General features: G+C 31.4%; 21 protein-coding genes. 12 read left to right on the plus strand and 9 right to left on the minus strand.

What is annotated here, in order from left to right:
* The first annotated feature begins 521 nt into the window (after window positions 1–521).
* The 6 genes from surE (at window position 522) to C3729_RS04175 (ending at window position 5,363) form a co-directional block, all read left to right on the plus strand.
* Entirely contained in the window at window positions 522–1,289 is a 768-nt protein-coding gene (gene surE / locus C3729_RS04150; RefSeq protein WP_104792996.1) for a 5'/3'-nucleotidase SurE, read from the plus strand.
* Between the two features lie 108 nt (window positions 1,290–1,397).
* Window positions 1,398–2,180 (plus strand): hypothetical protein, encoded by a 783-nt coding sequence (locus C3729_RS04155; protein ID WP_104792997.1) that lies wholly within the window; start codon window positions 1,398–1,400, stop codon window positions 2,178–2,180.
* Window positions 2,170–2,655, plus strand: a complete 486-nt coding sequence (locus C3729_RS04160; RefSeq protein ID WP_104792998.1) for a PIN domain-containing protein — start codon at window positions 2,170–2,172, stop codon at window positions 2,653–2,655. Before C3729_RS04155 ends, C3729_RS04160 begins: the two co-directional genes overlap by 11 nt.
* Window positions 2,656–3,195: 540 nt before the next feature.
* The gene (locus tag C3729_RS04170; RefSeq protein WP_133159937.1) at window positions 3,196–3,417 is read left to right on the plus strand and encodes a hypothetical protein; all 222 of its coding nucleotides are present in this window, start codon (window positions 3,196–3,198) and stop codon (window positions 3,415–3,417) included.
* Between the two features lie 65 nt (window positions 3,418–3,482).
* Complete coding sequence (locus C3729_RS13205; protein WP_165785709.1) at window positions 3,483–3,632, plus strand: hypothetical protein; 150 nt, start codon at window positions 3,483–3,485, stop codon at window positions 3,630–3,632.
* A gap of 687 nt (window positions 3,633–4,319) precedes the next feature.
* Window positions 4,320–5,363 (plus strand): GMP reductase, encoded by a 1,044-nt coding sequence (locus tag C3729_RS04175; RefSeq protein WP_104793001.1) that lies wholly within the window; start codon window positions 4,320–4,322, stop codon window positions 5,361–5,363.
* Between the two features lie 227 nt (window positions 5,364–5,590).
* Here C3729_RS04175 and C3729_RS04180 read toward each other — a convergent pair whose 3' ends face one another.
* The 8 genes from C3729_RS04180 to C3729_RS04215 form a co-directional block, all read right to left on the minus strand.
* Window positions 5,591–6,169, minus strand: coding sequence for a 5'-methylthioadenosine/S-adenosylhomocysteine nucleosidase (locus C3729_RS04180; protein WP_104793002.1), 579 nt, complete (start codon window positions 6,167–6,169; stop codon window positions 5,591–5,593).
* A gap of 107 nt (window positions 6,170–6,276) precedes the next feature.
* A complete protein-coding gene (fabG, locus tag C3729_RS04185) occupies window positions 6,277–7,020 on the minus strand; it encodes a 3-oxoacyl-[acyl-carrier-protein] reductase (protein WP_104793003.1) in 744 nt (247 codons plus the stop codon).
* A gap of 75 nt (window positions 7,021–7,095) precedes the next feature.
* Window positions 7,096–7,485, minus strand: coding sequence for a DUF1398 domain-containing protein (locus tag C3729_RS04190; protein WP_104793004.1), 390 nt, complete (start codon window positions 7,483–7,485; stop codon window positions 7,096–7,098).
* 3 nt (window positions 7,486–7,488) lie between these two features.
* Window positions 7,489–8,067, minus strand: a complete 579-nt coding sequence (locus tag C3729_RS04195) for a YdeI/OmpD-associated family protein (RefSeq protein WP_104793005.1) — start codon at window positions 8,065–8,067, stop codon at window positions 7,489–7,491.
* Window positions 8,068–8,159: 92 nt separating this feature from the next.
* Window positions 8,160–8,834, minus strand: coding sequence for a 16S rRNA (cytidine(1402)-2'-O)-methyltransferase (gene rsmI / locus C3729_RS04200; RefSeq protein WP_104793006.1), 675 nt, complete (start codon window positions 8,832–8,834; stop codon window positions 8,160–8,162).
* A gap of 1 nt (window position 8,835) precedes the next feature.
* The gene (locus C3729_RS04205) at window positions 8,836–9,390 is read right to left on the minus strand and encodes a type II secretion system protein GspG (RefSeq protein ID WP_104793007.1); all 555 of its coding nucleotides are present in this window, start codon (window positions 9,388–9,390) and stop codon (window positions 8,836–8,838) included.
* 9 nt (window positions 9,391–9,399) lie between these two features.
* On the minus strand, window positions 9,400–10,767 hold the full coding sequence (locus tag C3729_RS04210; RefSeq protein WP_104793008.1) for a UDP-N-acetylmuramate--L-alanine ligase: 1,368 nt from the start codon (window positions 10,765–10,767) through the stop codon (window positions 9,400–9,402).
* 79 nt (window positions 10,768–10,846) lie between these two features.
* The gene (locus C3729_RS04215) at window positions 10,847–11,854 is read right to left on the minus strand and encodes a hypothetical protein (RefSeq protein WP_133159938.1); all 1,008 of its coding nucleotides are present in this window, start codon (window positions 11,852–11,854) and stop codon (window positions 10,847–10,849) included.
* 59 nt (window positions 11,855–11,913) lie between these two features.
* On the opposite strand from C3729_RS04215, the gene C3729_RS04220 reads away from it, so the two are divergent.
* The 6 genes from C3729_RS04220 (at window position 11,914) to C3729_RS04245 (ending at window position 20,514) form a co-directional block, all read left to right on the plus strand.
* Window positions 11,914–12,498, plus strand: coding sequence for a thymidine kinase (locus C3729_RS04220; RefSeq protein WP_104793010.1), 585 nt, complete (start codon window positions 11,914–11,916; stop codon window positions 12,496–12,498).
* Window positions 12,498–14,945 carry a bifunctional UDP-N-acetylmuramoyl-tripeptide:D-alanyl-D-alanine ligase/alanine racemase gene (locus C3729_RS04225; protein WP_104793011.1) on the plus strand — a complete coding sequence of 816 codons (2,448 nt, stop codon included), beginning with the start codon at window positions 12,498–12,500 and terminating at the stop codon, window positions 14,943–14,945. Before C3729_RS04220 ends, C3729_RS04225 begins: the two co-directional genes overlap by 1 nt.
* Before the next feature lie 35 nt (window positions 14,946–14,980).
* Complete coding sequence (locus C3729_RS04230; protein ID WP_104793012.1) at window positions 14,981–17,137, plus strand: patatin-like phospholipase family protein; 2,157 nt, start codon at window positions 14,981–14,983, stop codon at window positions 17,135–17,137.
* Between the two features lie 12 nt (window positions 17,138–17,149).
* Window positions 17,150–17,560, plus strand: a complete 411-nt coding sequence (ybeY, locus tag C3729_RS04235; protein ID WP_104793013.1) for an rRNA maturation RNase YbeY — start codon at window positions 17,150–17,152, stop codon at window positions 17,558–17,560.
* 199 nt (window positions 17,561–17,759) lie between these two features.
* Window positions 17,760–19,625, plus strand: a complete 1,866-nt coding sequence (gene mnmG / locus C3729_RS04240; protein WP_104793014.1) for a tRNA uridine-5-carboxymethylaminomethyl(34) synthesis enzyme MnmG — start codon at window positions 17,760–17,762, stop codon at window positions 19,623–19,625.
* A gap of 70 nt (window positions 19,626–19,695) precedes the next feature.
* Window positions 19,696–20,514: a class I SAM-dependent methyltransferase gene (locus C3729_RS04245; RefSeq protein ID WP_104793015.1), complete on the plus strand. Its 819-nt coding sequence runs from the start codon at window positions 19,696–19,698 to the stop codon at window positions 20,512–20,514.
* A 183-nt stretch (window positions 20,515–20,697) separates the two neighbouring features.
* Here C3729_RS04245 and C3729_RS04250 read toward each other — a convergent pair whose 3' ends face one another.
* On the minus strand, window positions 20,698–21,888 hold the full coding sequence (locus tag C3729_RS04250; protein ID WP_104793016.1) for a phosphoglycerate kinase: 1,191 nt from the start codon (window positions 21,886–21,888) through the stop codon (window positions 20,698–20,700).
* Window positions 21,889–22,423 lie beyond the last annotated feature (535 nt).

The raw sequence follows: 22,423 nt of genomic DNA on the forward strand, positions 1-22,423 counted from the left end.
AATGAGCATTTTTTTAACACATAAGTCACATAAAGATTTAACATTGAAAATATACAATAGAACAAATAAGAAGAAAATCAAAGATTTTCAAAAACTAATGTGCTCTCATGTTTCTTTGTCCTGTTTTTTAATCAACTCATGTGTTTTATTTTTTCAAGCATTTTTTTCTTTAACACATAAGTCACATAAAGATTTAAAATTGAAAATATACAATAGAACAAATAAGAAGAAAATCAAAGATTTTCAAAAACTATTGTGTTCTCATGTTTCTTTATCCTGTTTTTTTAATCAACTTATGTGTTTTAAATAAAATATTTTTTTCCTTAACACATAAGTCACATAAAGATTTTCAAAAACTAATGTGCTCTTATGTTTCTTTATCCTGTTTTTTTTAATCAACTCATGTGTTAAGAAATAAATTTTTTACTGGTAAATTTATAACAAAATAAGCACCAAATTTAATGCCTTATTCAAAAATAGCGCTAATTTTTTAATTAAATTTGTCTAAAATTAAAATTTATATGAAAAAACCTTTGATATTGGTAACCAATGATGACGGAATTACCGCTCCAGGAATTAGAAATTTGGTGAATTTTATGAACGAAATAGGCGAAGTAGTTGTAGTTGCGCCTAATTCACCTCAATCTGGAAAAGGACATGCCATTACCATCAATTCTACCCTTACTTTCGAAGAAATAAATTTAGAAGGACCTCAGCGTGATTATTCACTGAGCGGAACTCCTGTAGATTGCGTAAAATTTGCCCTAGATAAAGTCTTGACCAGAAAACCAGATTTAGTGGTTTCGGGAATTAATCACGGTGCCAATTCTTCGATTAATGTCATTTATTCTGGTACCATGTCTGCCGCAGTAGAAGCAGGTGTAGAAGGTTTACAGTCTATAGGATTTTCTCTGCTGGATTTTGCGTGGGATGCAGATTTCTCACAATGCAAAGACTATATCCAAAATATTGTGAAAAAAGTTTTAGAAAATCCATTGCCAAAAGGAATTGTGCTGAATGTGAACATTCCGAAACTGAAAAAAGAAGAAATAAAAGGCATCAAAGTTTGCAGACAAGCCAATGCAAAATGGGAAGAAAGCTTTGACGAACGTGTAAATCCTCATGGTAAAAAATACTATTGGCTCACAGGTTATTTTAACAACCAAGACGAAGGAAAAGATGCCGATGAAAACGCACTTGCCGATGGTTACATCTCTGTAGTTCCCGTGAAATTTGATTTAACTGCCCACGAATATTTACAGGAATTGGGAGAGGTTTTGAATGGGTAAGATAAAAGTTTTTAAAGCAAAAACTTTTGTATATTTGATAATTGGTTTACATTTTATAAAAATGAAATCGTTCAGTCCAATGTGTGAAAATTTGTTTATTTTTGTCAAGTGGAAAAAAATGGTCAAATAGAAATAAGAGTTTCTGGTAAAATTGGAAATGTTGATATAAATCCTGATAACTTTGATATCAGGGAAATTATTTCTATTCTTGAAAATGTTGACGACCTTTTATATAATGGCGACAAAAAAAATAGACCATTAATTTCATACGACATTCAAGAAGGTTCCGTTAGAAACATTTTTAAAACAGGGATACAATATATAGTTAGTTTTAATGCAATCTTAGGTCTTATTACAACAACAAATTCAATTGATTATTTAGATTTAGGAACAGCAAGAGCAATCGAAAACTTACAAGAATTAGCCAAAAAAAAGGATTTTATTTTTGAAATTAACACATCTGTCAAAGGAACTAATTCAATAAGAATAGATAAAAATTCTGACTACAGAAGAAGCGAAGTAATTTGGTCTGAAGCAGAATTTTATTTTTACGGAAAAATTACAAATGCTGGTGGAAAAGATAAAGCGAACATTCATTTGCTTACTGATGAATATGGAACCGTAAGAATACAGACGCCTATTACATTTCTTGAGCATCAAGAAGAAAATATTTTATATAAGCATTTAGGAATCCGAGCAAAAGGGAAACAACATTCGGAAAATGGAGATATTGACTTTTCTAATTTAGATTTTATAGAATTAATAGATTATAGCCCTATATATGATGAAAATTATTTGAAAAGCTTAAGAACCAAAGCAAAAAAATCTTGGCTTTCAAATATAAATGCAGATGAATGGTTAAGACAAATAAGAGGAAGTTATGAAAGTTAATGGTGTTCTATTAGATACAAGTTTTTTTATACGCTTTCTGAACGATGATGATCCATTATTCGAAAACGCTCTAGAATATTACAAATATTTTCTACGTGAAGAAATTAAAATGTATATTTCTACAATTTCAGTTGCCGAGTATTGTGTTGGTGGCTCAATCACAGAATTACCCTTGAGAAATTTGGCAATTCTTCCATTTAATTTGAATCATTCAGTAAAAACTGGGGAAATAGCAAGTGTAGTTTTCACAAAAAAAGGGAAACTCAAATTAAAAGAAAGAAATCTTATACCAAATGATTCTAAATTATTTTCACAAGCTGATGTTGAAAATACAATTTCTTTCTATTTATCTTCCGATTCTGAAAGTAACAAAATTTATAAATTGTTGGAAGATGAAAATCACAAATTGAAATTTAAATTTATTGATTTAAAAATTCCTCCAAATGAATATTTTGGATTTTTAGATTTGAGATAAAAAATAAAAGCATTTCACAAATTTATAACCCAATCTCTCGGATTTGTAATCCGTGACTACAATAAAAATATAAACTCTAAAATCCGCAAAAAGCGGATTTTTTTATGGGCAATTCTTTGAGTTTTCTAGGAGTGAAATAGGAGTTTTCCTTCGTGTTTACTCGTGGTTTGTTCGTGTTTCCTTCGAATCTCGTAAAATTTGATTTGACTGACTACGCCTCAATTACAATATTATCAACGATTCTATATAAAACAAAATAATTTTTTATTTTTTTTGAATATTTGCATAATTAAAAATGACATTTTATATTTGTAATAATAAACATTAAAAATAAAATTTATGAAAAATTTACTATTGTAAGCATTTATTTTATTACTTGTATCTTGTTCAAGAGACTCTGTTTCAATTACTGATACGAGTTCTTTAACGGTATCCAAGACAAATTACAAAATTTTTAAAGGAAAAGACAAATCTTTATATTAAGATAAGTATTTGAAATATTTAGAGAAAGTAAGAAAGAAGTTAAGCTTAAAAAATAGTATGACCTATCGTATAGATGGAAACTCATTTGAACAATTAATGCCCGCAGATGAATTTACTTATTATTTAACAGGAGAATATGTTGGTGACCCATATGATGATGTTTTGTTGGCGGATGGAGAAATGTTTATGCTGCTAATAGTCTTGAAGAAGCCGAAGCTAAAAATGAACTTTCAGAATCTATCGAATCTGCCAAAAACTATTTACTTTCTCACCAATTAGATTTTTCTGATGAATGGTCTGCTGCCAGCCCCAATTATATTAATGCTGCTAATATTGTAATTGAGATGGAACAAAAATTAGGTATCCCTACTTATGATGGTTATTCTTCTAATTTAAATGTAAGTCGCTCTGTTGGTGAATGCTTTCTTGAGGCAACAGGTATACATCTTTATATGATGGTTGGTATGGCAAATTTGCAACAAAAAGAATGTTAATAGCTGCTGTTGGAAAAGTTGCAACAAGGTTTCTAGGATATGTTGGTGCAGTAATTGCAGTTGCAGACTTTTCATATTGTATGTGGGGTTAAATAAATAATTATGGAAACGATATTTAATTTATTAGTAATTTTTATTTGCTTGCTAGGTTTATATTCGTTAGCAAAAGAGACAATTTCTTACTACAAAAAGAAAAAAAAGTTATCACTTTATGACAAAAACTATCGTATCTTTTTATTTACTATTGGAATTTATATTATAGTAAGTAAATTGTCTACTATTTTATAATTATTAAGAATATATAATGATAATATTACACTATATTAGACCTATATAAAACCCGATGTCTCGGATTTGTAATCCGTGACTACAATAAAAATATAAACCCTAAAATCCGCTTTTTGCGGTTTTTTTTATGGGAAATTCTTTGAGTTTTCTTGGAGTCAAATAAGAGTTTTGCTTGGGGTTTGTTCGTGGTTTGTTCGTGTTTCCTTCGAATCAGCCTCGGAAAAGTACCCTAAATTACGAATAAACCAGGAACAAACGTAAAACTTGAGTCAACTTTAACCCGAATGAAACTAAAGAGAATTACTCTATTTTCTAAATCATTTTGAAATATAAATTAGTTCTATTTTTCTTCTCAATAAATGTAAAAATTCCTTATTTTTAACAAAATAATTTTACCAAATGCGCATAGAATATGATATAAAATTGGGCTTCAAAGACGTGATGTTTCGCCCAAAACGTTCTACTCTTAAATCTCGTTCACAAGTAAGTCTAGAAAGAGAATTTATCTTTAGAAATTCTAAAAAAACTTGGCGAGGTGTTCCCATTATCGCTGCTAATATGGATACGGTAGGAACTTTTGAAATGGCTTTAGAATTGGCAAAAGAAAAAATCATTACCGCTATTCATAAGCATTACACGCTAGAAGAATGGTCGGCATTTCTAGAAAATTCTCCAGAAAGCATTTACCAATATATCGCCATCAGCTCTGGAACAGGAAGCAGTGACGAAGAAAAAATTAAAGAAATCATCAGCAAATTCCCGAAAATAGATTTCATCTGCATCGATGTAGCCAATGGTTATTCGGAACATTTTGTGAATTTTGTGAAAAAAGTTCGCGCAGATTTTCCAGATAAAACCATTATCGCAGGAAATGTAGTGACTGGCGAAATGGTAGAAGAACTCATTTTAGCCGGTGCTGATATTATAAAAGTAGGAATTGGCCCTGGTTCTGTGTGTACTACCCGAGTAAAAACAGGAGTGGGTTATCCTCAACTTTCGGCGATTATAGAATGTGCAGATGCAGCGCATGGTTTGGGTGGACATATCATTGGTGATGGTGGTTGCAAAGTTCCGGGAGATGTAGCCAAAGCTTTTGGTGGAGGCGCAGATTTTGTAATGCTAGGCGGAATGTTTGCTGGTCACGACGAAAGTGGCGGTGAAATGGTAGAAGAAAACGGTAAAAAATTCAGATTGTTCTACGGAATGAGTTCTAAAACCGCTATGGAAAAACACAGTGGTGGCGTTGCAGAATATCGTGCTTCTGAAGGGAAAACTGTAAAGGTAAAATACAAAGGGCCAGTTGCCGAAACCGTGAAAGATATTTTAGGCGGAGTACGCTCTACTTGTACGTATGTTGGCGCTTCTCAACTCAAGGAATTATCGAAAAGAACGACCTTTATCAGAGTACAAGAACAGCATAACGAAGTATTTGGAAACGAATAGCTTAGATAAAAAAACTTTTTATTTATGTTAATGCAATTATTTTATTTGTAATAGCTAATTGAAATGGCAACCATTATCTAAACTACTGTAAATCAAGCGATTTCTAAACAATTTTTTTGGAGATAAAAAATATTATTTTTATATTTGCACCCGAAAACACAAGTGCTCCAATAAAATATAATTCTTTGAATTATAATGGCTTAATCCTCGAATTACTCGAGGATTTTCTATTTTAGAAGGGTTTCTCTGAGTTTTTGTGCGGCTTTTTTTACTTCTGTACTCCAATCATCTACTGCGTTTCCATCTGCTCCATCAGAAATATATTTAAGACACAAAAATGGTAATTTTTCTTCTTTGCACACTTTAGCCAAAGCAAAAGCTTCCATTTCTATCACGTTGTATTCAGTATTATTGTGTTCCATTTCGAACTGGTCTCCGCTTCCGCAAATTCCACTCGGAAAATCTTGTAAAGAGATGCCGTGTTCTAGAATAATTTCTCCATTTGCAAAAGGCGTTTCGAATTTTTGAAAACCGAGTGCCATCACATCCATATCTCTTTGGATAAATTGGGTACAACACACCACATTTCCCTTATTAAAAGCCGTGCTTCCTGCAGTTCCCAGATTAATGATAATATCGGGATTATACTTTTCTATGCCTTTAAAAAGATGATACGCTGCATTAATCTTCCCTACTCCAGTAAAAATTTTCTGAAAATCATTAAACTCTTCTTGCGCTTCTACTTCTAAAGCAAAAACCAGAAGTGGATTTTGGTAAATGGTTCCGTTGATATTTATTTCTTTCATTTTACTTATTTTTTTAAACGCAAAGAATATCATCTATCCTATCGTTTTTAAAAATGAAAAGACTTCCGAAGAAGCCTTTTTATGTTTATTTATTGATTTTCAATATTTTAAGTAAGCATTCCGCCATCTACATTCATGACTTGACCGGTAACATAGGCAGACATTTCGCTTCCGAAGAATACACATGCATTTGCTACATCTTCTGGAGTTCCGCCACGTTTTAAAGGAATAGCATCTCTCCAACCTTGTACGGTTTTCTCGTCTAAAACAGCCGTCATTTCAGTTTCTATAAATCCTGGCGCAATTGCATTACATCTGATATTTCTAGAACCCAATTCCAAAGCTACAGATTTTGTAAAACCAATTACTCCAGCTTTAGAAGCCGCATAATTCGCTTGTCCTGCGTTTCCTTTTACCCCAACTACAGAAGTCATGTTAATAATAGAACCGCTTCTTGCCTTCATCATGGGTTTAATCACGGCTTTTGTCAAGTTGAAAACAGAATCTAGATTTACTTTGATAATCGTATCCCAATCTTCTTTTGACATTCTGAGCATCAAATTATCTCTGGTAATTCCAGCGTTATTGATTAAAATATCGATTTTTCCAAATTCTGTCATTACATCATCTACCAATTTCTGAGCTGCTTCGTGGTCTGAAGCATCTGATTGATAACCTTTGATTTGGGTAACAGAACTTAATGATTTTTCTAATTCTTGTGCTTTTTCTACAGAACCTGCATAAGTAAAAGCCACTTTCGCACCTTGTGCTGCAAAAACTTCTACAATTCCTTTTCCGATTCCGCGAGTTCCTCCTGTGATAAGAGCCACCTTTCCTTCAAGTAGTTTCATAACAATTGTTTATTTTTTTAATTTGTGCTATGGATTTCGCTTTCGCTTAATTCATAAATAATTTGTCAAAGATAATTAATTTGGAATTTCCTCCACTAAAATTTCATGGTCAGATTGATCATAGTAAGTACAAGTCATCTGATTTAAATCTACTTTCCACTTCTCAATTCCCGCTTCTGCACAATCTTTACAGAAGGTAAAATAATCCGTTTTTCCTTGTTGATGCAATTTTAGTTGTGCCATAAATTTATGTGCATCTGTAATTTCTGCAATGTATAATTCCTCATATTGAGGATGAGAATTTATGCTAAAATTATTCTCTCCAAAATATTGAGTATGGCTATCTTTTACAAAAGTTTCAAAAGCAATCACTCCCAATTCTTTAATGTCTTGGATATATTTAGGAAAATCCGCACCAGTTTTTACTTTTTCGTGAGCTAATTCTATTTGTTGTACTGTAAACATTTTTTAATCATTTAAACCTTTTCCTTCAAATATTTTTGGTTTTAGTTTTTCTATTCTTGAAATTCTAGTTCTCGATTGTTTTGCTGAAGAAAAATGCAGTAAATATGCGCGTTGTCTTCCTGGAGTTAAAGATTTAAACGCCTTTTCAAAATCTTTATCTTGGCTAAAAATTTCTTCTAATTCTTCGGGTAATTTTTGTTCTTCTATTGTTTTGAAAGTAACTTTTGCTCCAGATTTTTCGAGGGCAATCATTTCTTTGATGTAGTCTTTCAAAATAGATTCTAATCCAATGATTTGATGTAGATTAGTAAACTTTACGATTTTTGCTGATTGTGTGTTTTGACCTGCAAATTCTAAGATTTTATGTTCGTCTTTCAGCAAAACTCCTTTGAAAAAACTCAACGTACAAAAGTCTTTGAAACTCCCCAAAATAATGAGATTGCTTCCATTAAAAGAATAACACGGTTGATACCATTTTACCTCCTCCGCTAAACCACAATCCAAAACAATGGAACGAAGTTTTGCAAGTTCTTCTTTCCAGTTTTTATTTTTGGCAATAAGTTCTTCTACGGTGGGTTTCATTTTAATAATATTCTCTCGCAGATTTAGCAAATTAAGCAGATTTTTAAATTTAAAATCAATTTCATTTGTACAATCAGCCTAATCAGCGAGAATTAAATGGTGTTATTCACAATTAAAACAATTTCGCCTTTCAGTGTTTTACTTTTTGAAAAAGCAATGAGTTCATCAATGGTTCCGCGCTTGGTTTCCTCGAATTTTTTAGAGATTTCTCGGCTTAAACTTACTTTGGTATTTTCTCCGAAAAATTCTTTAATCTGTTCTAAAGTCGTATTAATTTTATGCGGACTTTCGTATAAAACGATGGTTTTTTTCTCTTCAGCAAGTTGTTTTAGTTTGGTTTGTCTGCCTTTTTTTTGAGGTAAAAACCCTGCGAAATAAAAATCGTGATTCGGTAAACCCGAAACCACCAAAGCCGGAACAAAAGCAGTTGCTCCCGGCAAACAAATCATCTCCAAATCTTCATCCGCACAAGCTTTCCCAAGCAAATATCCAGGATCTGAAATTCCAGGAGTTCCTGCATCGGTAATAATGGCAATGCTTTGTCCAGATTTTAAATCTGCAATTACTTTTTCGGTTGCAGCGTGTTCATTATGAAGATGATACGATTTTAGAGGTTTAGAAATTTCGTAGTGCTTTAATAAAATTCCCGAAGTTCTGGTGTCTTCACAAAGGATATAATCTACTTCTTTCAGCACTTTTATCGCTCTGAAAGTCATGTCTTCTAGGTTTCCAATCGGTGTTGGAACAAAATATAGGATTCCGCTCATTTTATTTTTTTATCCAGCCTACTTTACTATCATTTTTCACATTCGGAAAAATATCATCTTTTGTTTTAGCAACTCCATCTAACCCAACAGAATAAAGTGAATATTTATCTCCCAAATTTTCATAAATAAAGATATCTTTTTCACTTGAATTTAAGCCTTTTATGGGATCCTGAATATTAACAATAGTATCTCCATTTTGAAGCTGTTTTAAACTATCTGGATATTTTCCATTTTCTAACTTAAAATATTCAATATCTTTAACTAATTCATTAACTTGATATTGTGATAATTCTGCCCAACTTTCTCTTACTTTACTAGACTTTTCAATTCCGAAATACATGAAAGAATACACGAAAACGGTAAAAACCATGCATAAAACTCCGATAATAATTAGCTTTTTGTCTTTGTATTTAATTAATCCATAAAGAGTTAAACCAATTCCAACAAAAAAACCAACTAAAGGAATAAAACCTAATAAACCTAACAAATAAGGAGGTTTATTCATTTCTTTTGAAACATTCTTTGGATTTGGATTTGCATTTTCAAATTCTAACATATCAAAATTTTACAATTTCTCATACAAATCTTTACAAAATTCCTCCAAGCTAGGATCTCTCGCTCCCATCAACAATAAAACCGAATTTTCTGATAATGAAGGCTTTACCTTTTCTAAAAACTGATTTCTATCTTCTACAAAAAAAGCTTTTTTGCCTTTCGCTTTTATGTCTTCAATTAAATCATTCGCAGAAATATCTTTCACAGCGGTTCCGCCTGCGTAAAAAATTTCGCTCATCCAGATTTCATCATTTTCACGAAGTGTATTCGAGATTTCTTCTACAAAATCTTGTCTCAAAAATCTTGTCGGTCCATAACCATGCGGTTGAAACCAAGCCACCACTTTTTCTGCCAAAGGTTGACAAGCCTTAATACTTGCTGCACATTTTGCAGGATTGTGAGCATAATCATCAATCACCCAAACTCCATTTTTTTGTCCTAAAATCTGATGACGACGATAAATTCCTTCATATTTTGATAAACTTTCGGCACAAGTTTTTAAATCAACCCCAATTTGATTGGCTACCGCAACTGCAGCCGTAGCATTTTCTACAGTGTGCTGTCCGATTGCGTTCATTGTAAACTCTTGATTGTCAATTTTAAAGCTTAATTTAAAACCTTCTTGTTTGAAGTTTTTAGCTGTAAAACCTGCCTCAGTTTCAAAACCGAAATCGTTATTTATATTCGCCGACAAATTTTTTGCTAATGCATTCGATTGATTTACAATAAATAAGCTATTCGTATTATTTTTAAAAATGGTAAAAAGTTCTATCAATTCATCAATTTCTTGATGGTCTTTATCTACGTTAAGTAAAAGTCCAATTTCTGGTTCGTATTGAACAACCGAACCATCGCTTTCATCAGCTTCTATAATGAGCCAATCTCCTTTCCCAACGTAAGCATTGCCAATTTTTCCTTGTTTGATAATGCTCGTTAAACCCGCTCCAGAAATAATAGACGGTTCTAAACCTGCATCCAACAAAATTTGAAAAAGCATTGCCGAAGTGGTTGATTTTCCAGAAGTTCCCGCAACTGCAACCGTTTTTTTACTTTTCGCAATCATAGCGAGAAGTTGACTTCTTTTAATAATCGGAATTCCTAATTCTTTGGCTTTTTTAACTTCGTAAACGGTGTCTTCAATCGCAGTAGAAACTACTACCAAATCGGTTTCAGCAGTAATTCCGCTTCCGTCTTGTAGAAAACACTTTATTCCTTCATTTTCAAGTTGTTCCTTAGTTTTATTGTATTCATCAGGATGAAAATATCTATCGCTTCCCGATACATTTTTGCCAATTCCTTGCAAGTATTGAGCAATTGCACTCATCCCAACTCCTGCAACTCCTATGAAAAAAGGATTTTTAAAATCTGAAATATTCATTATTTTTTAGTTGATGGTTAATGGTTGATGGTTGTTGGAATTCTTCTATCAACTAACAACCGCCAACAGACAACCAATTTTACATAAATTTATTTTCTACTAAGCTCCACAATCTCTGTGCATATTCATCTACTTTTTCCCAGCCTTTTTCATAATAAACTTCGCTGAGATATTCTTTTGCTTGTTCTAGAGTAGCATAAGAATTCAGACGATTCACCACTTGATTCAGTTCTACCTGACTTCCGTTAAAAAGAACTTTTGTAAAAGCAATTCTGTCATTAATGTCTAACTTAAAATCTGGAAGTGTTTTTTCTGCTTCCATATAATCTGTAGGAAGATTAGTTTTCAGTAAACTTGGTGCTTTTTTCTCTTCTGGAAGATGAGTAACGTCTATTTTTTCTTGAATATGTTCTAAAGGATCATCATCAAAAAGGCTTTGAACAGTAGCTTTCAGTCCTTTAATATGCGCCAATTTAAATTTCTTCTCATGATGTTCTTTGGTTTCGTGATGAGATTCTTCTTGGTTCACGGTTTTTTCTTCAGAAGTTGGCTCAGATTTTTCTTCGTGATGATGAACAGGAGCAGGAATATCTATAATTTTTCTTCTTTCTTCATGAAGCCTTTCTTCTTCATCTTTTTTCTCCATTTCTTCTTTAACCAAAGTAATCTCAGAAATTTCTTGCTCTTTTTCTTTTTCTATATTTTCAGCTAATTCATTGATATTCTGTTCTTTTTCAATAAAATATTCTTCGTCAAGTTTTTCTGCCACTGCATTTTCTTCAACTAAAGGTTCCTCTTCTAGTTCTTCTTCAATATCTACAACTGGTTGACTGAAATCATCTAATTTTTTAGTATCAATTTCAAAGTTTATTACCTGTCTTTCAACATCTTGTTCTACATTTTCTTCGGCACGAATAACAGAAAGCATCTCTGAATAATTTTTAAAAGAAATAACCTTTTCCTGAAGTTCTGTGAAAACTCCTACTTCTGCTATAAAATCTTCTTCATTTGAAAAAGATGAAATCTTTGAAATCAATTCTTTAATTTCAGCGAATAATCTTTCTTGTGTTTCTTGTAATTTTTGCATGGCAAATCTTTTAATTTTTGCGTAAATTTGAAACTTATTTATATCTGCTAATTTAGACAATGTTTTTAGAAAATACAATAAACCACTCAAAACAAAGTGGATGGATGGAAGTAATTTGTGGCTCAATGTTTTCGGGAAAAACCGAAGAACTGATTCGCAGATTGCGCAGAGCTGAAATGGCTGGACAAAAAGTAGAAATTTTCAAACCGAAGATAGATACTCGCTATGATGAGGAAGAAGTTGTTTCTCACAATCACAACAAAATTAGAAGTACTCCTGTAGAAAGTTCAAACGAAATTTTACTATTGGGTTCTACTTGTGATGTGGTAGGAATAGATGAAGCACAGTTTTTTGATGATGGAATTGTAGAAGTAGCTAATCAATTGGCTAATAACGGAATACGAGTAGTAATTGCCGGTCTAGATATGGATTTCTTAGGAAGACCTTTCGGACCGATGCCTTTTTTAATGGCAACCGCAGAATACGTGACAAAAGTACACGCGATTTGTAAAACCACAGGAAACTTGGCCAACTATTCTATGAGAACTTCTAACAGCAAAGACTTGGTACAACTTGGGGAAACCGATAGTTACGAAGCCGTAAGCAGAAGAATTTTTATAGACGAAGTTTTGAATAAAAAATAATGAATTACACCACAAAAGAAATAGCAGAAATTACTCAATCTCAAATCATTGGGGATAAAAATCTGCAAATTCATCATATTGCTTTTGACAGCAGAAATATTTATTCTACCCTCAAAACCGCATTTATCGCCATCAATACTCACAAAAATTCTGGTGAGAAATACATTTCGCAAGCGATAGAAAAAGGAATTAAAGTCATTATTTCGGAAAATTTTTATTCAGAATACGACGGAATTACATGGATTATTGTAGAAAATTCTGTAAAATTTTTACAAGATTTAGCACATTATCATATTGAAAATCAACCTATTAAAACCATAGGAATTACGGGAAGTAACGGAAAAACCATCGTGAAAGAATGGTTATACCAATGTTTATGGAATGAATTTCCAACGGTGAAATCCCCAAAAAGTTTCAACTCACAGATTGGTTTACCTATTTCTCTATTGCAAACTTCGGAAAAACATCAAGTAGGAATTTTCGAAGTGGGGATTTCTAAACCACAAGAAATGAAGACTTTAGAGGAAATTTTTTCTCCTAAAATTGGAATTTTGACTCACATTGGAACGGCGCACTCTTCTAATTTCGAAAATGAACTTCAACTGATTAAAGAAAAACTGATTCTTTTCAAAAATTCAGAAATTATTATCTATAATGGTGATAATGAGCAAGTTTGTAAAGAAATAAAAACACAATATTCTGATAAAAAACTGATTAGCTTTGGTCTAAAAGCTCATAATGATGTAAAAATTGTCTGTGATTATAAAGATAGAAATCAAGAAATTTTAGTTCAATATTTCTCAGAAAAATTCAGTTTTCCTGCGAACCAAAGAGACGAAGCTACATTGACCAATGCTTTGGCTGTAATTTGTATTTTAAAAGAATTTGGTTTTACCAACGAAAAAATAGTTGAAAAAATCAACAATCTGAAAGCGGTAGAAATGCGCTTAGAAAGTGTAAATGGAGTTCGTAATAATTTGATTATCAATGACTCTTTTAACTTAGATTTAGACTCGCTCATTATTGCTTATCAGTTTATTAATCAGTATAATAGAGAAGAAAAAACCTTAGTTCTTTCGGATATTTTTGATGTAAAAAATGACGATGTTTCGCTGTATCATAAAGTCGCAGAAATTACGAATCAGCAAAATTTCAAACAGATATTTTTAGTTGGCAATCAAATTTCTAGATTTCAAGAAAAATTTAATGCTAAAACATATACTTTTTCTACCACAAGAGAATTATTAGAAAGTCAACAGCTCAATTCCCTTGAAAATCAATTAATTCTACTGAAAGGAGCAAGAATTTTTGAATTTGAGAAAATAAAATCTCATTTAGAACTTCAAAAACACGATACTGTTTTAGAAATAAATCTCAACGCTATTCTGCATAATATCAATGTTCATAAATCATTGCTAAAACCAGAAACCAAAATGTGTGCGATGGTAAAAGCCTATTCTTATGGTCTTGGCGGTTATGAAATTGCCGAATTTTTACAACATCATCATATTGATTATCTGGGAGTTGCATACGCGGATGAAGGCGTAGACCTTAGAAAAAATGGAATCACTACACCCATTTTGGTCATGAATCCTGAACAAGGCAGTTATGATGTAATCATAGATTATAATCTCGAGCCAGAAATTTACAGTTTAAGAGTATTAGAACTTTTTGCTAATCAATTGCAATTAAAGGGAATTCAGCAGAAATATCCTATTCATATCAAGGTAGAAACTGGGATGCATCGTCTTGGTTTTAAGGAACATGAAATAGATGAATTGGTAGAAAATCTTAAAAAATACAATGTAAAAGTTGCCAGTATTTTTAGCCATCTTTCTTCTGCAGACGCTCCCGAAGAAGATGATTACACGATGGAGCAAATTCACACGTTCCAAAGAGTTTCTTCTAAAATTTCTGAAGCTTTGGGTTATCAACCCATCAGACATATTTTAAATACTGCTGGAATTACCTATTATTCTGATTATCAGTTTGAAATGGTAAGAATTGGAATTGGAATGGTAGGAATTTCTGCCAATCCAAAAGTGAAAAAACAATTACAAAGTGCTGTAACTTTTAAAACCGTAATTTCACAAATTTCTGAGGTAAAACAAGGAGATTCAATAGGTTACAACAGAAAGTACAAAGCAGAAAAAGACACCAGAATTGCTACTATTCCTGTAGGTTATGCAGACGGAATTCCAAGATTAATTGGTAATAAAAAAGGATTTGTAGGCATTCAAAACCAAAAAGTATCCATCGTAGGAAATATTTGCATGGATATGTTAATGGTTGATTTACAGAATATTAAAGCTAAAGAAGGAGATGAAGTGATTATTTTTAACGGTAATCCTACTTTGGAAGAATTCTCTGGATATTGCCAAACCATTCCTTATGAAGTGCTTACTTCTATTTCTAGAAGAGTCAAAAGAATCTACATAAAAGATTAAAACACCACACCAAAACACCCAAATATTACTCACCAATGAAAAAATTAATATTTTATATATTATTGATTTTATTCACTTTACATGCAAATGCTCAAGTGAAAGAAAATCTAAAAATTCCCAAAAATCCTAAAATTGGATTGTCGCTTTCTGGTGGCGGAGCAAAAGGATTTGCACATGTAGGCGTTCTAAAAGTGCTTGATTCTCTAGGTGTAAAAGTAGATTACATCTCTGGAACTAGTATGGGAGCGATTGTAGGCGGTTTATACGCTTCTGGTTACACCGGAAAAGATATTGAAAAAATTATTTTAGACACCGATTTTTATAATTTGATTTCTAATCAAAATAACCGCGCCGAAAGTACTTTTTTCAATAAATCCGTTGATAAATATCTACTAAAAGTTCCCATAAAAAATGGAAAAGCTACACTTCCCACTTCTATTTCTTCTGGGCAAAAGAATCTATACTTGCTCAAAGAATTATTCAAAAATGTATCTAACATAAACGATTTCAGTAAGTTACCGATTCCATTCATGTGTGTAGCGACCAATTTAGAATCTGGAAAAATTAAAATTTTTGAAAACGGAGATCTCTCAGAATCTATTTTGGCAAGTTCTGCGTTTCCTTCATTGATGGATCCTGTGAAAATAGGCGATAGTATTTATGTAGACGGAGCAATGACGGTGAATTATCCTTCAGAATTTCTTAAGAAAAAAGGAATAGACATTGTAATCGGTGTAGATTTAAATCAAGGACTTAATAAAAGAGATAAAATTAACAGTATTGTAGATATTTTGAATCAAATCATTGATTTTGGAATTGTAGAAGAGACTAAGAATCAATTAAAATTTACAGATGTAAATATCAAGCCTAATCTTGAAGGTTTAGGAGTTACCAGTTTTGATGATAAAGCCAAAATTCTAAAATCTGGCTACACAGAAGCGATGAAATATGTAGAAGTTTTTGATAAACTTCCTAAAAAAGTCTACGAATATCTTAGAATTCCTATCAATCCTATTTATTCTAATATCTATAAAATTGATGCATTAGAATTAGAAAATAATAAAATTTACAGCAAATATTACGTACAAGGAAAAATGAGCCTTCTTATTCCTTCTGTACAAACCTATGGAAAGATTAATAAAATGGTAGACAAGCTCTACGCTACTAACAATTATAAAATCATTAATTACGATATAATACAACGCGATAATAAGAACATTCTTAAACTTAATGTTAGCGAAGATGACACAAGGTTTTTCTTAAAATTCGGTCTGCATTATGATGAGATTTTCAAATCTGGATTATTGGCTAATATTACCATTAAAAGACTCGTTTTTAAGAACTCTAACATCTCTATAGATGGTGTTTTCGGGGATAAACCTAGATACTACATCAATTATTTCATTGATAACGGTTATATTCCAGGATTTGGCTTCTATGCTTCTGGAATGAGTTTTGACTTAGAAAATGCGGAAGGAACTGCTGTTAATAAATGGAATTGGTACAGAAATGAAGCGTTTATACAATCCATTTGGAAAGATAAATTTGCTTTTGGTCTAGGTTTAAGTCATGATAATTTTTCTACTACAGAAATTATCACTAATGATGAAAAATTCGGGAATTATTTCAACCCTTTCATGTTTATGAGAGCGGATAATCAAGACAGTAAATCTTTCCCAAAAAGAGGATTTTATACCAATATAGAAGCCAAAATTTACAATATTTTTGATGACGAACAGAATAAAAGAGCTTTCCAAATCAAAGCAGATTTAAGAGGAAATTTTCCTATCACCAAATGGTTAACCTACCGCTTGTCTACTTTTTATGGAATTTCTATCAATCCTGTTAATGATTTTTACCAATATCATTTAGGTGGAGTTTTTGAACAAAGAATCGTTAATTTTGTAAGATTTAACGGGTATAACCTTGGCGAAGAAAAAGGAAATAATATTTTTACGGTTTCCAATAACTTTCAGTTTAATTTTTACAGAAATTTTTATGTGATTGCAGGAATTAATTCAGCCAATATTTTTGAAAACTTTGATGATTCTAAATTTCTTGATTTGAAATATAATTCAGCCGCAATTACACTAGGATACGACTCACCTTTTGGTCAGGTAAAACTTAATTACAGTCACGCATTTAAATCTAAACCTGGAATTTTCTCTGTTGTTCTTGGTCACTGGTTCTAAAAATATAAATTAATGATACATTTTTTTTACGAAAATATAGACGAAAATATAGACGAAAATCTTAAAAATTGGATAGAAAATATCATTATTTCCGAAGGAAAAAAACTCGGAGAAATCAATTATATTTTCTGTGATGATGAATATTTGCTCAAAATCAATCAAGATTTTCTAGACCATGATTATTATACAGACATCATTACTTTCGACCAAGTTCGTGGAAAAACCATTTCAGGAGAGATTTTTGTATCTTTGCAGCGAATTAAGGACAATGCTAGTCTTATTTCAAAAAATTACGAAGAAGAAAAGAAAAGAGTAATTGCACATGGCATTCTTCACCTTTGTGGTTATAAAGATAAAACCGAAGAAGAACAAAAAACAATGCGTGCAAAAGAAGATTTTTATTTGTCATTAAAAACAGAATAAAATTTTCAGAAGCCATTCCCGCTTTCCGCACTCGCTTTTTATATTTTCCAGACGCTTTTTGTCCATACAAAAAATATAAAAAGAGCTCAAAAAAATGCTATAATCGGGACTAATTATACTCCGTAATTTGTAGAAAATTTATACAATGTTTCACGTGAAACATTTGAAAAATAGAAAATTTATAAATAAATAGATATAAATGTTATTCAACGAAACATATGATGTAATCGTAGTAGGAGCTGGTCACGCTGGTTGCGAAGCTGCTGCTGCTGCTGCTAATCTGGGTTCTAAAACCATGCTTATTACCATGAATATGCAAACCATCGGACAAATGTCTTGTAATCCAGCAATGGGTGGTATTGCAAAAGGACAAATTGTAAGAGAAATAGATGCAATGGGTGGTTTTAGCGGAATTGTAGCTGATAAATCTGCTATTCAATTCAAGATGCTTAACCTTTCAAAAGGACCTGCAATGTGGTCTCCTAGAACACAAAATGATAGAATGAAATTCGCAGAAGAATGGCGATATGTACTAGAAAATACACCAAATCTTGACTTTTTTCAGGATATGGTTAAATCTTTAATCATCAATAATGGCAAAGTAGAAGGCGTAATAACTTCTTTAGGCATAGAAATCAAAGGAAAATCCGTGGTTTTAACCAATGGAACTTTCCTAAATGGACTCATTCACGTTGGTGATAAACAGTTAGGAGGAGGAAGAATGGGAGAACCAAAAGCTTATGGAATTACCGAACAATTGGTAGATTTAGGCTTTGAAGCTGGTAGAATGAAGACAGGAACTCCAGTTCGTGTAGACGGAAGAAGCCTTGATTATTCTAAGATGGAAGAACAAGCTGGAGACAAAAATCCACAAAAATTCAGCTATTTAGATACTCCTAAATTAACGAAACAACGCAGTTGTTACATTACTTATACCAATGATACCGTTCACGAAATTTTAAGAACTGGATTTGATAAATCTCCAATGTTTAATGGTACTATCCAAAGTATTGGACCAAGATATTGCCCAAGTATTGAAGATAAAATCAATCGTTTTGCGGAAAGAAATCGTCATCAATTATTTGCTGAACCTGAAGGTTGGAATACGGTAGAAGTTTATGTAAATGGTTTCAGTTCTTCATTACCAGAAGATGTTCAATTGAAAGCATTACATCATGTTCCTGGCTTTGAAAAAGCTAAAATTTTCAGACCTGGTTATGCTATAGAATATGATTACTTCCCTCCTACTCAATTAAAGCATACTTTGGAAACTAAATTGATAGAAAACCTTTATTTTGCTGGTCAAATTAATGGAACTACTGGTTACGAAGAAGCTGCAGGACAAGGTTTAATGGCTGGAATTAATGCTCATAATAAAGTTCACGAAAAAGATGAATTCATACTTAGCAGAGACGAGGCATATATTGGAGTTTTAATAGATGATTTAATTACCAAAGGAACCGAAGAACCATACAGAATGTTTACTTCTAGAGCAGAATACAGACTGCTTTTAAGACAAGATAATGCTGATATTAGACTTACAGAAAAAGCTTATAATCTTGGTCTAGCTAAAGAAGAAAGGTTAAAAAATATGGAAGAAAAAGTTGCTAAATCTTCTGAACTTGAAGAATTTTTGAGAGAAACTTCTTTAAAGCCTGGTATTATCAATCCTATCTTAGAAGCTAATGAAAGTTCACCGGTAGACCAAGCGTACAGAGCTGCACAAATTCTTACCAGACCTAATCTTTCCTTAGAAAAATTAACTGCAATCGATTTCATCAAAGAAAAAGTAGAACAGTATAATGAAGAGCAAAAAGAACAGGCGGAAATCAATATCAAGTATAAAGGTTATATAGAAAAAGAAAGAGATAATGTAGCCAAATTACAAAGATTAGAAACCATTAGAATCCCAGAAGATTTTGATTATTCTAAAATTTCATCTCTTTCTGCTGAAGCAAAACAAAAGCTCAATAAAATTCAACCTAAAACCATTGCGCAAGCTGGAAGAATTTCTGGTGTTTCTCCAGCAGATATTAATGTACTACTTATTTATTTAGGAAGATAAAAGTAAAATGTTTCACGTGAAACATTTTAGAAATTTATATCAAATTTAGATTGGACTTAGCAAATTAAATATGAAAATAAAAGATCATTTTTTAAGCAAAGAAATTTTTGAAATTAAAGAAACCGAAATAGAAGGAATTTTTAAAACTTACCCTATTCCAGAAAATTTAGGTAAGTATTATGAGAGTAAAGATTACATTTCTCATCACCAAGATTCTAATTCTTTAAAAGAAAAAATTTACAAATTTGCTCAATCTTTTAATTTAAATTATAAAAGAAATATTCTTTCTTCTGTAAGTTTTGAAAATGCTAAAGTTCTAGATTATGGTTGCGGTGCTGGTGAATTTTTGAAACATATAGAAAATGATGTTCAAACTTTCGGATATGAACCAAGTGACGCTGCCAGAAATTTTGCCAAACAAAAAAATACCAAAACAAAGTTTATAAAAGACTTAAATGAAATAGAAAACGGCAGTTTAGATGTTATTACACTTTGGCATGTTTTTGAACATATCGAAAATCAGACTGAAATACTCTCATTATTTTATGACAAATTAAAATCAAACGGTCATTTAATAATTGCAGTTCCCAACTGTACTTCTTACGATGCAAAATATTATAAAGATTTTTGGGCAGCTTATGATGTACCTCGTCATATTTTTCATTTCTCAAAAAAAGGAATGGAAAAATTTTTCAACACCGAAAATTGGAAATTAGAAAAAATAAAACCTCTCCTACTCGATTCTTATTATATTTCAATTTTGAGTGAAAAATATAAGAAAAATCCATTTTTTTGGATTTTTGGAGGAATTCTTGGATCTATTTCTAACATAAAAGCATCAAAAACCGGAGAATTTTCAAGTTTGGTATATATAATCAAAAAAATATAGAAAATCGATTTTTAAGCTATTTATGAAAGTCAATTTTCAGCTATTTTGATTAAAATTTCAAGTTTTTGGAAATTTAATACTTTAAAAAAACTTCTCTTTTAATAAAACAAAAAAATCTTCAGAAAATTTTCTGAAGATTTTTTTTAAACCTTTAAACTTAGATAAAGTTTAAATCAAAATTTTTTAATTATTAATCGCAGCAACTCCTGGAAGTTCTAAACCTTCTAAAGATTCTAACATAGCACCTCCTCCTGTTGAAACATAAGAAACTTTGTCTGCATATCCGTTTTGTTTTACAAAAGCAACAGAATCTCCACCTCCAACTAAAGAGAAAGCTCCTAATTGTGTAGCTTCGTCTATACTGTCTCCTAAAGCTTTAGTTCCAGCTGAGAAATTATCCATTTCAAAAACTCCAATCGGTCCGTTCCAAAGGATAGTTCTTGAATTCATAATCACATCATGGAAGATTTCTCTAGTTTTAGAACCTGCATCCATTCCCATCATATTTTCTGGAATGTGATAAATATCTACCTCTTCTCTATGCGCATCATTATTAAATTCATCTGCAGCAATTACGTCTACAGGTAAGAAAACTTTTACATTATTTAATTTAGCTTTTTCTAAAATTTCTAAAGCCAAATCCATTTTATCTGCTTCTAATAAAGAAGTTCCGATATTTCCGCCTAAAGCTTTAATAAAAGTAAAAGACATTCCACCTCCGATAATTAAATTATCTACAGCTGGTAAAATATTTTCAATAATGGTAATTTTAGTAGAAACTTTAGAACCACCCAATATTGCAGTTACTGGTTTTTCTCCACTTCCTAATACTTTATCTATCGCTTCTAATTCTTTAGCCATCAATAAACCGAAAAATTTAGTTGAAGGGAAAAATTTAGCAATTACAGCAGTAGAAGCATGTGCTCTGTGAGCCGTACCAAAAGCATCATTTACATAAACATCACCTAATTTTGCTAATTTTCCTGCAAATTCTTCATCACCAGCTTCTTCTTCATTATAAAATCTAAGGTTTTCTAACAATAGAATTTCTCCTGGTTGAAGATCAGCAGCTGCTTTTTCTGCAACTTCACCTATACAATCAGAAGCAAATTTCACTTCTTTTCCTAGAACTTTAGAAACTTCATCTACTATCTGAGAAAGAGAAAACTCTGGATTTACTTTGCCTTTTGGTCTACCAAGATGCGTCATGATAATTACAGAACCTCCATCATTTAAGATTTTATCAATCGTTGGTTTTGCAGCAACTATTCTGGTATTATCGGTTACTTTTTTATTTTCATCTTGAGGTACATTGAAATCTACTCTAATTAATGCTTTTTTTCCAGCGAAACTAATATCATTAATGGTTTTCATAAATTTTTTCTTTTTAAAGTTTTTAGATTATACTGCTTTTTTTAAAGCTTTACAAATTTAAGATTTCTAAAATGGCAAAAAGAAAAATCCTGAGAAAAATTTCCACAAACTGACGAAAAACATTTTCTAACATATTTTCTTCTTTTTAATAAAAAAAGAAATGAATACTATTGTTGTAGTTGTGAATAATGGGGAAAACTATTTTCTAATTTTTTTACGGAAAGAGTTGTAGTACAATTCATAAGTTTTCCATATTATAATAGATTAATAATCAAATAAATAATAAGTTTACTAACAATTGTGAATATCTCTTATTTCATGCATATATTGAAAAACATGTTATGGAAAAACTAAAGAATTTGACCTCAAAAAAATAGATAAACAAAATCTATAATCTTGCAAGATTTTTTCTATTACACAAAAATTCTTTAACTTTTTATTTTATTTAGCAGAAGTTTTAAACATAGTAATTAACATTCTGTTAATAATTGTGTAACATTCTCTTAAAATACTGTAAATTAGTATGATACAATTA

The sequence above is a fragment of the Cloacibacterium normanense genome (assembly GCF_002943105.1).
Classification (GTDB): Bacteria; Bacteroidota; Bacteroidia; order Flavobacteriales; family Weeksellaceae; genus Cloacibacterium.